Consider the following 13,220-nt stretch of genomic DNA (forward strand, 5'->3'; position numbering starts at 1 on the left):
ATGAGCAACGACTACGCCCCCACCGACTACACCCACTACGGCACCGGCGAGCCGATCGCCGACACCAAGGCCCCCGAAGGCCCCATCGCCGAACGCTGGGACCGCCGCCGCTTCGAGGCCAAGCTCGTCAACCCGGCCAACCGCCGCAAACACACCGTCATCGTCGTCGGCACCGGCCTGGCCGGCGGAGCGGCCGGCGCCACCCTCGCCGAGCAGGGCTACCACGTCGTCCAGTTCTGCTTCTCCGACTCCCCGCGCCGGGCCCACTCCATCGCCGCACAGGGCGGCATCAACGCCGCCAAGAACTACCGCAACGACGGCGATTCGGTGCACCGCCTCTTCTACGACACCGTCAAGGGCGGCGATTTCCGCGCCCGCGAGTCCAACGTCCACCGCCTCGCCCAGATATCCGTCGAGATCATCGACCAGTGCGTGGCCCAGGGCGTCCCCTTCGCCCGCGAGTACGGCGGCCTCCTCGACACCCGCTCCTTCGGCGGCGTCCAGGTCTCCCGCACCTTCTACGCCCGCGGCCAGACGGGCCAGCAGCTCCTCCTCGGCGCCTACCAGGCGCTGTCCCGGCAGATCGCCGCCGGCAACGTGGAGATGCACGCCCGCACCGAGATGCTCGACCTGATCACCGTGGACGGCGTGGCCCGCGGCATCGTCGCCCGCGACCTGATCACCGGCAGGATCTCCACCCACTACGCCGACGCCGTCGTCCTCGCCTCCGGCGGGTACGGCAACGTCTTCTACCTCTCCACCAACGCCATGAACTCCAACGCGACCGCCGTCTGGCGGGCGCACCGGCGCGGCGCGTACTTCGCCAACCCGTGCTTCACCCAGATCCACCCCACCTGCATCCCGCGCACCGGCGACCACCAGTCCAAGCTCACCCTGATGAGCGAGTCGCTGCGCAACGACGGCCGCATCTGGGTCCCCAAGGCCCAGGGCGACACCCGCCCCGCCGCCGAGATCCCCGAGGCGGAGCGCGACTACTACCTGGAGCGGATCTACCCCTCCTTCGGCAACCTCGTGCCCCGCGACATCGCCTCCCGCGCGGCCAAGAACGTCTGCGACGAGGGCCGCGGCGTCGGCCCCGGCGGCCAGGGCGTCTACCTCGACTTCGCCGACGCCATCCGCCGCATGGGCCGGGACAAGGTCGCCGAGAAGTACGGGAACCTCTTCGACATGTACGAGCGGATCACCGCGGAGAACCCGTACGAGGTCCCCATGCGGATCTACCCCGCCGTGCACTACACGATGGGCGGCCTGTGGGTCGACTACGACCTCCAGACCACCGTCCCCGGCCTCTTCGCGATCGGCGAGGCCAACTTCTCCGACCACGGGGCCAACCGCCTCGGCGCCTCCGCCCTCATGCAGGGCCTCGGCGACGGCTACTTCGTGCTCCCCTCCACCATCAACGACTACCTGGCCCGCCACCCGCACCGGGACGCCGTCGACGACACCCACCCCGAGGCCGCCGCCGCCGTACGGGAGGTCCGCGACTGCCTCGCCAAGCTGCTCGCCGTCGACGGGGACCGCACCCCGGACTCCTTCCACCGCGAGATCGGCGAGCTGATGTGGGAGTACTGCGGCATGTCCCGCACCGAGGAAGGGCTGCGCAAGGCCCTCGCCCGGATCCCGGAGATCCGCGAGGAGTTCTGGCGGCGGATCAAGGTCCCCGGCAGCGGAGAGGAGTTCAACCAGTCGCTGGAGAAGGCCAACCGCATCGTCGACTACCTGGAGCTCGCCGAGCTGATGTGCCTCGACGCCCTCCACCGCGCCGAGTCCTGCGGCGGCCACTTCCGCGAGGAGTCCCAGACCCCGGACGGCGAGGCCGCCCGCCGCGACGAGGAGTTCGGCTACGCCGCCGCCTGGGAGTACCAGGGCACCGGGGCGGCCCCCGTCCTGCACAAGGAAGACCTCGTCTTCGAGTACGTCCACCCCACCCAGCGGAGCTACGCATGAGGCTCAACCTGCGCGTCTGGCGCCAGCAGAACCCCGACGCCCCCGGCGCCATGGTCACGTACGAGGTCGACGGCATCTCCCGCGACATGTCGTTCCTGGAGATGCTCGACACCCTCAACGAGGACCTCATCCTGCGCGGCGAGGACCCGGTCGCCTTCGACCACGACTGCCGCGAGGGCATCTGCGGCGCGTGCAGCCTCGTCATCAACGGCGACGCCCACGGCCCCGAGCGCACCACCACCTGCCAGCTGCACATGCGGTCCTTCGCCGACGGCGACACCATCGACGTCGAGCCCTGGCGGGCCGCCGCCTTCCCGGTGGTCAAGGACCTCGTCGTGGACCGCGGAGCCTTCGACCGGATCATCCAGGCCGGCGGCTACATCACCGCCCCGACCGGCTCCGCCCCCGAGGCGCACGCCACCGCCGTGCCCAAGGCCGACGCCGACTCCGCCTTCGAGCACGCCGAGTGCATCGGCTGCGGGGCCTGTGTGGCGGCCTGCCCCAACGGCTCGGCGATGCTCTTCACCTCCGCCAAGGTCAACCACCTGAACGTGCTGCCGCAGGGCTCGCCGGAGCGGGAGACCCGCGTCCTCGACATGGTGGCCCGGATGGACGACGAGGGCTTCGGCGGCTGCACCCTCACCGGCGAATGCGCCACGGCCTGCCCCAAGGGCATCCCGCTGCCGTCCATCGCCGCCATGAACCGCGAATGGCTGCGGGCGGTCCGCCGGCACGGAGGAAGCTGAGAAGTGCCTGTGAGACGGGGTTAACGGACCTCAGGCCCTTGCGTGAAAAATGAACGAAGGGAAAGGTGGAGGTGAACGAGGCATCCGCCCCTGCCTGCCGGACGGCACCGCACCCCCTCACGCCGGGTGCCGCCCGCATCCTCGGGTGCCGCACACCGGCGCCGTCTCGCGAGGTCGTATATGCAGGGCCTGTCCCGCCTCCCCCTTCCTCTTCCCGCAGGCCTGCGCCGGATCGTACGGACCCTGCGCCGGCCCGGCGGCGTACCGAAACAGCCGGACGCCGCCCAGCGGGAGCGCACCGGGAGCGGGAGCCGGGTGCCGCCCCCGCCCGGCCGGGCCCGTGAGGACGAGCTGCTGGGGAAAGTGCCGGGCCTGGTCCGCCACCGCGGCCGGCTCTCCCGGGTCCGCGACGACCTGCTGCCCGCCGGAGCCCGGGACGCCAACCTGGACGCGGTCGCCGACGCACTCGAATCGGCCGCCGTCCCCTACGGGCTGGTCCCCGACGGCGAGCTCCGGCACCGGGTGGCCATCGCCCCGGGGGAGCGCGCGGCCGCCCTGAAGGCATGCGCCGCGGCCTTCGCCGGGCTCCCGGTGTACGCCCGGCTCCTCGGCGACGGCGACGGCGGCGGCGGAGCCGGGGACGGCACCGAGGTCCTCGCCGAAACGCTCCCCAAAGCGGTCGCGGCCCAAGAGGGCCCGCCCGCCGACTCCCCGCACCCGAGGATCAAGGGCATCCGGCTCTTCCAGCCGGTCGTGACCTCCGGCCGGACCGTGGCCTACGGCCCCGAAACCGGCTGCGACCTGGAGTTCTGGGAAGCCGCCGAGTCGGGCATCGGCGCGATCGCCGGGCTGCGCGAGACACCGTACGGCTGGTGGGTGCCCACCCTCGAAGCCACGTCCACCACCCGCGTCGGCGACCGCGACCACCCCGTGGTCGACGCCTTCGCAGGCCGCTTCCCCGACGACATCGACTTCCCCGTCGACGCAGTGATCACCTGGGTCGACGCCGCCGACCCCGCCTGGCGCCGCCGGCGGGACCGAGCCGCCGCAGGGGTCGAGGCCGGGCCCGCCCCCGTCGACCACGCCGAGAACCGCTACCGCGACCGCGGGGAGCTGCGCTACTGCCTGCGCTCCATCGCCGCCCACGCGCCCTGGATCCGCCGCGTCTTCATCGTCACCGACGACCAGACCCCGCCCTGGCTGGCCACCGACCACCCCCGGGTCACCGTCGTCGACCACCGTCAGCTGTTCGCCGACCCCGCCGCTCTCCCCGTCTTCAACTCCCACGCCATCGAGAGCCAGCTCCACCGCGTCCCCGGCCTCGCCGAGCACTTCCTCTACTTCAACGACGACATCTTCCTTGGCCGCCCGCAGCGCCCCCAGAACTACTTCCTCTCCTCCGGACTGCCCAAGGTCTTCCACGACCAGCGGGCCGTCGCCCCCAGCGCCCCCGGCGCCGACGACGACGTCTTCACCGCCTCCCAGAAGGCCACCCGCCACGCGGTGGAACAGGCCGCGGGCCGCACCTATCCGCACATCCTGGCCCACACCCCGTACCCGCTCAGCCGCTCCCTCTTCGCCCGCGTCGAGGAGCGGCTGCCCGGCCGGCTGGCCACCGTCAGCCGCTCGGTCTTCCGCAGCGCCGACGACCTCGCCCCCGTCACCCTCGCCTGCCACCTGGCCCTCGCCGACGGCCGTGCCGTGGAGGGCGAACTGCACCACGCCTACGTCAGCACCGGCCGTGCCGAGGAGATCGACCGGCTGCCCGGCCTGGCCGCCGACCGCCGGTCCGACGCGTTCTGCCTCGCCGACGACGACACCGCCCCCGGACTGTCGCCCGAGGAGCAGCAGCGCGCGGTCACCGCCTTCCTGGAGGCGTACTTCCCGGTGCCCTCTCCGTACGAGAGGTGAGGCCGGTACGAGGGCCTGGGCCGATCGGCTGACCCGATCGGCCGACCGGGCGCTCGTGGCGGCCGTACGACGCGCCGCGCCGCCCGGGCGTCCGGCCCGTGGGGGACAGTGGGCCCCATGCCAGAAGCCCCCGCCGGGTCCGGACCGCGCCGCCGCACCCTCCTGGCGGCCGCCGCCCTCGCCCCGCTCGCGCTGGCCGGCTGCTCCGCGCAGGACCCGTCCGGGACCGCCGCCCACGGCCCGGAGTCCGCGCCGAAGGACGCCCTGGTCATGCTGATGCGGCACGCGGAGAAGCCGTACGCCGGGGACTTGGGCGAGGACGAGGACGGCAACGAGGACCCCGGATCCCTCGCCGGGCGCGGCCGGCGCCGGGCCGAGGAACTCCACCGCCTCTTCCCGCCCGCCGGTGGTTCCACGCTGCCGCGCCCTGCCGTCGTCTTCGCGGCCGGCGGCCCGGCCGGCGCCGGGGGCCGGCCCCCCGCCCGCTCCCTTCAGACGGTCCAGCCGCTGACCGCCGCCCTGCGTACACCCCTGCGCTCCGAATTCGGCCTCGGCGCCGAAGAGGCCCTGGCGCGCGCCGTGCTGGCCGCCCCGATGCCCGTGCTCGTCTGCTGGGAGCACACCGGCATCCCCCGCCTGATCCACGCCCTCGGCGCCCACCGGGTCCTCGGCGTGCCCGCCGCCTGGCCCGACCGCCACGACCTGGTGTGGCTCCTCACCCGGCAGCAGGGGAAGTGGAGCTTCCGCGAACTCGCGCAGCACCTCCTCCCGGGCGACGCGTAGGCCGCCCGCCGCCGGGCCGCCCTCACCTCCGCCAGGACTGGCCGGTGTCGTTTCCGCAGGGGTTGAGCACGAGGTAGAGGTTCAGGGCCGGAGGGCCGTTCGTGTCCAGGCACAGGCCGCTCGCCGGGTTGACGAACCGGCCGGCTCCGGCGTCGTACCGCCATTGCTGGCCGCTGTAGTAGCCGCACGGATTGAGCACGGCCATGACGCCGGTCGCCGGGGGGCCGTTCGTGTCCAGGCACAGGCCGCTGGGCGGGTTCGTGAGGTGCAGGCTCGTCTCGTCGTGGCCCCAGATCTGGCCGCTGTAGTTCCCGCACGCGCGGAGCACGACTTCCAGTCCGGGCCGCTGCGGTCCGTTGGTGTCGATGCACAGCCCGCTGTGGGTGTTGGTGAGCGGGCCCGTGGACGCGGGGGGCGAGGACGGGGGCGGGGGTGAGGGGACCGAGGCCGGGGTGGCCGGAGCCGTCGTCCGGGGGCCGGTCTGCCGGGGAGCCGGTCCGGTCGGATCGGGGGCCGTGCGCGGCGCCGAGGCCGTCACGGACGAGGAGGGCGCCGTGCCCCCCGGCCGACCCGCGGGCGCGGTCGTGCCGGAGGCCGACGGCTCCGCGCGACCGGGCAGCACCCCCCAGACGATCGCGGCGGCCGAGAGCAGGAGCACCGCCGCCGCGGCGGCGACCGGCGCGGCGCGCCGTCTCGCCGCGGAGGCCGACGGCGCCCCGGCCGCCGGCATCCGCCACGCGGTGGCGAGCAGCGTGCCGACGGCCTCGGCGTCGGCGACCGTCCCGGGATCCGTGGCACCGGTCAGTCCGGCGAGCAGGTGCCGGGCGGTGGGACGCCGCTCGGGCGCCCTGTCCAGGGCCGGCGCCAGCAGGGTCCTGAGGCGCGCGGGAACACCGTCGAGATCGGGTTCCTCGTGCAGGACCCGGTACAGCAGCGCCTCGGACGGTCCGCTGCCGAACGGGTGGCGCCCGGTGGCGGCGTAGGCGACGGTCAGCGCCCACGCGAACACGTCGGCCGGGGGCCCCGCCTGCCCGCGCGCCTGTTCCGGCGCCATGTAGCCCATGGTCCCGACCACCACACCGGGGCGGGTCAGCGCCGTGGCGTCGGCGGCCTGCGCGATGCCGAAATCGATGACCTTCGGGCCCTGGTTCGACAGCAGCACGTTGCCCGGCTTGAGATCGCGGTGGACGAGGCCGGCCCCGTGGATCGCCACGAGCGCCTCGGCGAGCCCGACGGCGAAGCCGTGCGCCATGTCGCCGCGCAGCGGCCCGTGTTCGCCGACGTGCTCCGCGAGCGTCGGGCCCTGTACGTACTCCATGACGACGAACGGGCTGCTCGCCTCCGTCTCGACCGCCAGTACCCGGGCCGTGCAGGCGCCCTGGACGCGCAGCAGCGCCGCGGCCTCACGCCGGAACCGCGCCCGGAACTCGGAGTCCGAGGCGAACTCCTCGCGCAGCCGCTTGAGGGCGACGAGCCGGCCGTCGGAACCCTGTGCCAGGTAGACGACACCCATGCCGCCCGCGCCCAACCGGCCGACGAGCGTGAAGCCGCCGATCCGCTCCGGGTCCCCCGCCCGCAGCCCACCCAAACCCACTGGCTCCTCCTGAGACGCAGGGTCTTCGCGGACCGCGGGGCCCGAGGCCCCCCCTGGCCCTGGCAGGACCGCCCCCTCGATCCGGCTCAGGCTCAGCATGCCAGTACGCCAACTCACTTGGCAGCGAACCGCGTTGAAACCTACGGCCGGTCCAGGGCCCGCGCGAGGTGGCGCGCCGTGCGGCCCCCGCCCGCGGCGGCGACCTCCGCCGGCGTGCCGGTCGCGACGATCCGGCCGCCGTCCGCACCGCCGCCCGGACCCAGGTCGACCACCCAGTCCGCGCCCGCCACCACCTCCATGTCGTGCTCCACGACCACCACCGAGTGCCCGGCGTCCACCAGCCCGTGCAGCTGCCGCAGCAGCACCCGCACGTCCGCCGGATGCAGCCCGGTCGTCGGCTCGTCCAGCACGTACAGGGTGTGGTCGCGGCGCCGGCGCTGGAGCTCCGTCGCCAGCTTGATCCGCTGCGCCTCGCCGCCCGACAGCTCGGTCGCGGGCTGCCCCAGCCGCAGATAGCCCAGGCCGATGTCCTCCAACGCCCGCAGGCTGCGCGCCGCCGCCGGGACCTGCGCGAAGAAGGCCGCCGCGGACTCCACCGTCAGGCCCAGCACCTCCGCGATGTTCAGCCCCTCGTACCGCACGTCCAGGGTCTCGGTGTTGTACCGGGCTCCGCCGCAGTGCGGGCACGGGGCGTACGTGCTCGGCAGGAACAGCAGCTCCACCGAGACGAACCCCTCGCCCTGGCAGGTCTCACACCGGCCGCCCGGCACGTTGAAGGAGAAGCGGCCCGCCTTCCAGCCGCGCGCCCGCGCCTGCGGAGCCGCCGTGAACAGCTTGCGCACCACGTCGAACAGCCCCGTGTACGTGGCCAGGTTGGACCGCGGGGTCCGGCCGATCGGCTTCTGGTCCACCTCGACCAGCCGCCGCACCGGGAACAGCGGATCCGCGATCCGCTCCCCGACCTCCCGGGCGAGCACCTGGCCCACCAGCGTGGACTTCCCCGAGCCCGACACGCCGGTGACCGCCGTGAACACCCCGAGGGGGAACTCGGCGTCCACGCCGCGCAGATTGTGCCGCTCGACCCCCGTGAGCCGCACCGACCCGCTCGCCGTCCGCACCGGCCGCGGCCCCGGCTCCGACCCGCTCGCCGCGAACAGGTGGCGCGCCGTCGCCGACTCGGCGACCTCGGCCAGCCCCTGCGGCGGCCCGCTGTACAGCACCCGCCCGCCGTGCTCCCCGGCCAGCGGACCCACGTCCACCAGCCAGTCCGCATGCCGCACCACGTCCAGGTGGTGCTCGACCACGAACACCGTGTTCCCCGCCGCCTTCAGCCGGTCCAGTACGCCGAGCAGCGCCTCGGTGTCGGCCGGATGCAGCCCGGCCGACGGCTCGTCCAGTACGTACACCACCCCGAACAGCCCGGACCGCAGCTGCGTCGCCAACCTCAGCCGCTGCAGCTCGCCGGCCGACAGGGTCGGCGCGGTCCGGTCCAGGCTCAGATAGCCGAGCCCGAGCTCCACGACAGGCCCGATCCGGCCCCGCAGGTCCTCGGCGAGCACCCGCGCGGCCTCCCCGTCCGCGGGCGCGGCGGCCGGCGCGGCGGCCAGTACGGCGTCCAGGGCGGTCAGCGGCAGCGCCGCCAGCTCCGCGATCGTACGGCCCGCGAAGGTCACGGCCAGTGCCTCCGGTCGCAGCCGCCGCCCCTCGCACACCGGACACGGGGAATCGGTCAGGAACCGCTCTGCTCGGGCCCGCAGCGTGGCGCTCTTGCTGTCCGAGAAGGTCCGCATCACATAGCGGTGGGCGCTCATGTACGTGCCCTGGTAGGGCCGTTGGATCCGGTCCGCGTCCCGCACCGGATGCACCGTGACCACCGGCTGCTCCTCGGTGAACAGGATCCACTCGCGGTCCTTCGCCGCCAACTCCCGCCAGGGTGCGTCCACGTCGTACCCGAGCGCCTCCAGCACGTCCCGCAGGTTCTTGCCCTGCCAAGCGCCGGGCCAGGCGGCGATCGCGCCCTGACGGATCGACAGCCCCCGGTCCGGGACGAGGAGTTCCTCGCTCGTGCGGTGGATGCTGCCGAGCCCGTGGCAGGAGGGGCAGGCCCCGGCCGCGGTGTTGGGGGAGAAGGCGTCGGAGTCGAGCCGCTCCGCGCCGGGCGGGTAGGTCCCGGCGCGCGAGTACAGCATCCGCAGGGAGTTGGACAGCAGGGTCACCGTCCCGACCGAGGAGCGCGAGCCGGGGGAGGAGCGCCGCTGCTCCAGGGAGACGGCGGGAGGCAGTCCGGTGACGGAGTCCACCTTCGGGGCGCCGATCTGGTGGATGAGGCGGCGCGCGTACGGGGCCACCGACTCGAAGTACCGGCGCTGGGCCTCGGTGTAGAGCGTGCCGAAGGCCAGGGAGCTCTTCCCGGATCCGGAGACCCCCGTGAACACGGTCAGGGCGTCGCGCGGGATGTCCACGTCGACGCCGCGGAGGTTGTGTTCCCGGGCGCCCCTTACCCGTACGAAGGAGTCGTGGTGGGCCTCGGGCGCGGTGGAGTGGTGCATTCGCCCCAGTTTACGGGCCGCGCGCGGTCAGAGCCCGGCCGACCCCGCCGGTCCCGTCAGCCCTGCCAGCCGGGCCAGCCGCTCGAAGGAGTCCAGCAGCGCCGTGCGGTCGTACGTGGACGTGGTGACCAGCAGTTCGTCCGCGCCCGTCTGCTCGGCCACCTCGGCCAGCTGCTTCGCGACCTGCTCCTGCGTGCCGTGGACGTGCCCCGCGAGCCCGCCCTCGTACAGCTCCCGCTCCTTCGGGGTCATGGCCAGTGCCTCGACCTCCTCCGCCGGGCGCAGCGGCGGGAAGCTGCCCCTGGTGCGGGAGTGGGCGAGGGACCAGGCCTCGGGGATCAGGATGCGCCGGGCGGCCTCCGGGGTGTCCGCCACGGCCACCGTCCCCGAGACCACCACGTACGGCTCCGAGCCGGCGGCCGAGGGGCGGAACTCGGCGCGGTAGCGCCGGGCGGCCTGCGCGACCCGCTCCCGGGCCCGCAGGTCGCCCACCACCAGCGGCAGCCCGGCCCGGGCCGCGATCCCCGCGCCCTCGCCGGTCGCCAGCACGTACGCCGGTATCCGCAGCCCCTCCGCGGGGCGGGCGTGCACCTCGGGGTGCGCCCGCTGGGTGCCGTCCAGCCAGCCCAGGAGCTCCGCCAGCTGCTCCTCGAAGCGGTCGGCGTCGCCGGTGTCCCGGCCCAGGGCGCGCCGGATCCCGCCGGTGAAGCCGACCGAGCGGCCGAGCCCCATGTCGATCCGGCCGGGGAAGAGCGACTCCAGCACCCCGAACTGCTCGGCGACCACCAGCGGTTGGTGGTTGGGCAGCATCACCCCGCCCGTGCCGACCCGGATCCGCCGGGTGGCCCCGGCGACGGCCGCGGCCAGGACGGTGGGCGCGGAGCCCGCGACGCCGGGGACGCTGTGGTGTTCGGACACCCAGAAGCGGTGGTAGCCGAGCCGCTCCGCGGCCCGGGCGAGCTCCACGGTGTCGCGCAGGGCCTGCGGGGCCGGGTGCCCCTCACGGGTCCGGGACCGGTCGAGGATGGAGATTCTGCGGATCACACAAGGCTGTAACGCACACGCGCCGAAAGGATTCCCTGCCTAGTCTGACCCGCATGAGTGACAGCAACGACCGTCGGCCGCTGGCCGTCTTCGACATCGACAACACCCTGGCCGACACCGACCACCGCCAGCACTTCCTGGAGGGCCGGCCGCGGGACTGGGACGGCTTCTTCGGCGCGGCCCCGGCCGATCCGCCGCTGGCGCGCGGGGTGGCCCTGGCGGTGGAGCAGGCGGCCGACTGCGAGGTCGTGTACCTGACCGGGCGCCCGGAGCGGTGCCGGGCGGACACGCAGGAGTGGCTGACCCGGCACGGGCTGCCCGAGGGCCGGCTGTGGATGCGCGGGAACCAGGACCGCAGGCCGGCCCGGACCACCAAGCTGGAGGTGCTGCGGCGGATCGCCCGGGGCCGGGAGGTGCGGATGCTGGTGGACGACGACGAGCTCGTCTGCCAGGCGGCGCGCGCCGCGGGCTTCAGGGCGGTCCTGGCGGACTGGGCGGCGGACGCGCCGGAGCTCAAGTCCGCCCAGGAGGGCGAAGGCCGCACCTAGGGGGCGTCTCGCCGATCATGCCGGGCTCGCGGCGGTGGGCACCGCGCCTCGCCGCGTTGTCCTCGGTCGCCGACGTCCCCCAGCTACCGCTGGGAGGTGCCCCCACCGCGTCGCCTCCCTCGTCCGCCTTGCGATCCACGGCGCCCACCGCCGCTCCCTGATCCGGCCCGATCGACAAGACACCCCCTAGGGGGTGGCGTCAAAGTCCCTTCTGGCCGGCGGGGTCTGGCACGCGCGGTGCGGCGGGCCGCGCGCCATCGCGCCCGGCCCGCGCGTCCGTCCGTGGCGGCTGCGGCCCCGCGGTCAGTCCTCGCCGTCGAGGCGGAACCCGAGCTTGAGTCCCACCTGGTAGTGCGCCACCGTGCCGTTCTCGATGTGCCCGCGCACCTGCGTGACCTCGAACCAGTCCAGGTTGCGCAGCGTCTGGCCGGCCCGGGTGATGCCGTTGCGGATGGCCTGATCGATGCCCTCGGGGGAGGTGCCGACGATCTCGGTCACCCGGTAGGTGTGGTTCGACATGGGTTCTCCCGACGGTGGGGGGGCTTTTGCCTCGTTCCACGGTGCCCCAGTAAGTCCGTCTCCGCGAACTTTGTGTGAACAGTCCCGAGTGAAAGGCCCTTGACCCACCCATTGGTCTATGCCAATTTCAAGCCATCTCCGAGACCGGACTCCAGAAGGTGACCTTCGTGAAGATGCGCTTCCTCGCCGTGTGCGCGGCCCTCGCGGCCGCGACAGCCCTCACCGGCTGCAGTCAGCTGGCGGGATCGGCCGGAGGGACGCAGAAGGTGACCCTCTGGCTGATGAAGGGCAGCGCCTCGGAGGACTTCATCGCGAAGTTCACCGCCTCCTTCGAGAAGGAGCACCCCGGCGTCGACCTGGACGTCAAGATCCAGGAGTGGACGGGCATCGGCGACAAGGTCAACGCCGTGCTCGCGGGCAAGAGCGCCGAGAGCGCCGACGTCATCGAGGTCGGCAACACCCAGGTCGCCCAGTACATCGAGACCGGCGGCCTGTCCGAGCTCACTCTCGAGGGCCTGCGCGAATGGGGCAGCAAGGACTGGCTCAAGGGGCTCTCCGACCCGGCGAGCATCGACGGGGCCCAGTACGGCGTCCCCTGGTACGCCGCCAACCGAGTGGTGATCTACAACAAGGACCTCTTCGCGAACGCCGGCGTCAAGACCCCGCCCAAGAACCGCCAGGAGTGGATCCAGGCCACCCAGAAGCTCGACAAGGGCGACCGGCAGGGCATCTACCTGCCCGGCCAGAACTGGTACGTCCTCGCCGGGTTCATCTGGGACGAGGGCGGCGACCTCGCCGTCGAAACCGGCGGGGAGTGGGTCGGCACCCTCGACGACGACAAGGCCCTGGCCGGCATGGAGTTCTACAAGCAGCTCCAAGCCCTCGGCGAGGGTCCCAGGAACGCCGACGAGGAGACGCCCCCGCAGTCCGAGGTCTTCGCCCGCGGGGATGTCGCCCAGATCATCGCCCCGCCCGGCCAGGCCGCCGCCATCGAGGCCGCCAACCCGGCCCTCAAGGGCAAGCTCGGCTTCTTCCCGGTCCCCGGCAAGACCTCCGACAAGCCCGGAGCCGTCTTCACCGGCGGCTCCGACCTGATCATCCCGGAGCGGACGAAGCACCGGCGCCAGGCCGTGGACGTGATCACCGCGCTGGTCAGCGAGACCTGGCAGACCGAACTCGCCCGCACGATGAGCTACGTACCGAACAAGGCCACCCTCGCGCACGTGGTCGACGGCAACGAGGGCGCGGCGAGCATGGCCCCCGGAGCCGCCCAGGGGCGCGCCACCCCGAAGTCCGCCCGCTGGGCCGAGGTCGAGGGGAAGAACCCGATCAAGCCCTACATGACGGCCGTACTCACCGGGCAGGACCCGAAGCAGGCCGCCAAGACGGCCTCTGACATGATCAGCAAGGTCCTCAGCTCCGACCGCTGATCGTGCTTCGGGCGCCTTTCGAGCGCATGCCGAGCCCCCCGCGAGCGCACACCCAGCCCCCGTCGAGCCGTCGTCGAGCCTCCGCCGAGCGGATGCCGAGCCTCCGCCGAGCGGATGCCGAGCCTCCG

Annotated in this window: 10 protein-coding genes; 6 read left to right on the forward strand and 4 right to left on the reverse strand. The window is 73.6% G+C overall.

Annotated features, from left to right (window positions below; all coding sequences use genetic code 11):
• The 4 genes from ACFYZS_RS07115 (at position 1) to ACFYZS_RS07130 (ending at position 5,408) form a co-directional block, all read left to right on the forward strand.
• Entirely contained in the window at positions 1 to 1,968 is a 1,968-nt protein-coding gene (locus tag ACFYZS_RS07115; RefSeq protein ID WP_389007670.1) for a fumarate reductase/succinate dehydrogenase flavoprotein subunit, read from the forward strand.
• Positions 1,965 to 2,714 (forward strand): succinate dehydrogenase/fumarate reductase iron-sulfur subunit, encoded by a 750-nt coding sequence (locus tag ACFYZS_RS07120; RefSeq protein WP_389007672.1) that lies wholly within the window; start codon positions 1,965 to 1,967, stop codon positions 2,712 to 2,714. The genes ACFYZS_RS07115 and ACFYZS_RS07120 overlap by 4 nt, the downstream gene beginning before the upstream one ends.
• Before the next feature lie 180 nt (positions 2,715 to 2,894).
• Complete coding sequence (locus ACFYZS_RS07125) at positions 2,895 to 4,625, forward strand: Stealth CR1 domain-containing protein (RefSeq protein WP_389007674.1); 1,731 nt, start codon at positions 2,895 to 2,897, stop codon at positions 4,623 to 4,625.
• Between the two features lie 117 nt (positions 4,626 to 4,742).
• Positions 4,743 to 5,408 carry a hypothetical protein gene (locus ACFYZS_RS07130; protein ID WP_389007676.1) on the forward strand — a complete coding sequence of 222 codons (666 nt, stop codon included), beginning with the start codon at positions 4,743 to 4,745 and terminating at the stop codon, positions 5,406 to 5,408.
• A 22-nt stretch (positions 5,409 to 5,430) separates the two neighbouring features.
• Here ACFYZS_RS07130 and ACFYZS_RS07135 read toward each other — a convergent pair whose 3' ends face one another.
• From ACFYZS_RS07135 to ACFYZS_RS07145, 3 genes are all read right to left on the reverse strand, one after another.
• The gene (locus ACFYZS_RS07135; RefSeq protein WP_389007678.1) at positions 5,431 to 7,002 is read right to left on the reverse strand and encodes a serine/threonine protein kinase; all 1,572 of its coding nucleotides are present in this window, start codon (positions 7,000 to 7,002) and stop codon (positions 5,431 to 5,433) included.
• 140 nt (positions 7,003 to 7,142) lie between these two features.
• Entirely contained in the window at positions 7,143 to 9,551 is a 2,409-nt protein-coding gene (locus ACFYZS_RS07140) for an ABC transporter (protein ID WP_389007680.1), read from the reverse strand.
• Positions 9,552 to 9,578: 27 nt separating this feature from the next.
• On the reverse strand, positions 9,579 to 10,595 hold the full coding sequence (locus tag ACFYZS_RS07145) for an LLM class flavin-dependent oxidoreductase (RefSeq protein ID WP_389007681.1): 1,017 nt from the start codon (positions 10,593 to 10,595) through the stop codon (positions 9,579 to 9,581).
• Positions 10,596 to 10,630: 35 nt separating this feature from the next.
• On the opposite strand from ACFYZS_RS07145, the gene ACFYZS_RS07150 reads away from it, so the two are divergent.
• Complete coding sequence (locus ACFYZS_RS07150) at positions 10,631 to 11,143, forward strand: HAD family acid phosphatase (protein ID WP_389008791.1); 513 nt, start codon at positions 10,631 to 10,633, stop codon at positions 11,141 to 11,143.
• Between the two features lie 303 nt (positions 11,144 to 11,446).
• On the opposite strand, the gene ACFYZS_RS07155 is transcribed toward ACFYZS_RS07150, so the two are convergent.
• A complete protein-coding gene (locus tag ACFYZS_RS07155; RefSeq protein WP_389007683.1) occupies positions 11,447 to 11,662 on the reverse strand; it encodes a dodecin in 216 nt (71 codons plus the stop codon).
• 167 nt (positions 11,663 to 11,829) lie between these two features.
• Here ACFYZS_RS07155 and ACFYZS_RS07160 point away from each other — a divergent pair, with 167 nt between their 5' ends.
• Positions 11,830 to 13,092, forward strand: coding sequence for an extracellular solute-binding protein (locus tag ACFYZS_RS07160; RefSeq protein ID WP_389007684.1), 1,263 nt, complete (start codon positions 11,830 to 11,832; stop codon positions 13,090 to 13,092).
• The last annotated feature ends 128 nt before the right edge of the window (positions 13,093 to 13,220 follow it).

It is taken from the genome of Streptomyces sp. NPDC001903 (assembly GCF_042891345.1).
Taxonomy (GTDB): Bacteria; Actinomycetota; Actinomycetes; order Streptomycetales; family Streptomycetaceae; genus Streptomyces.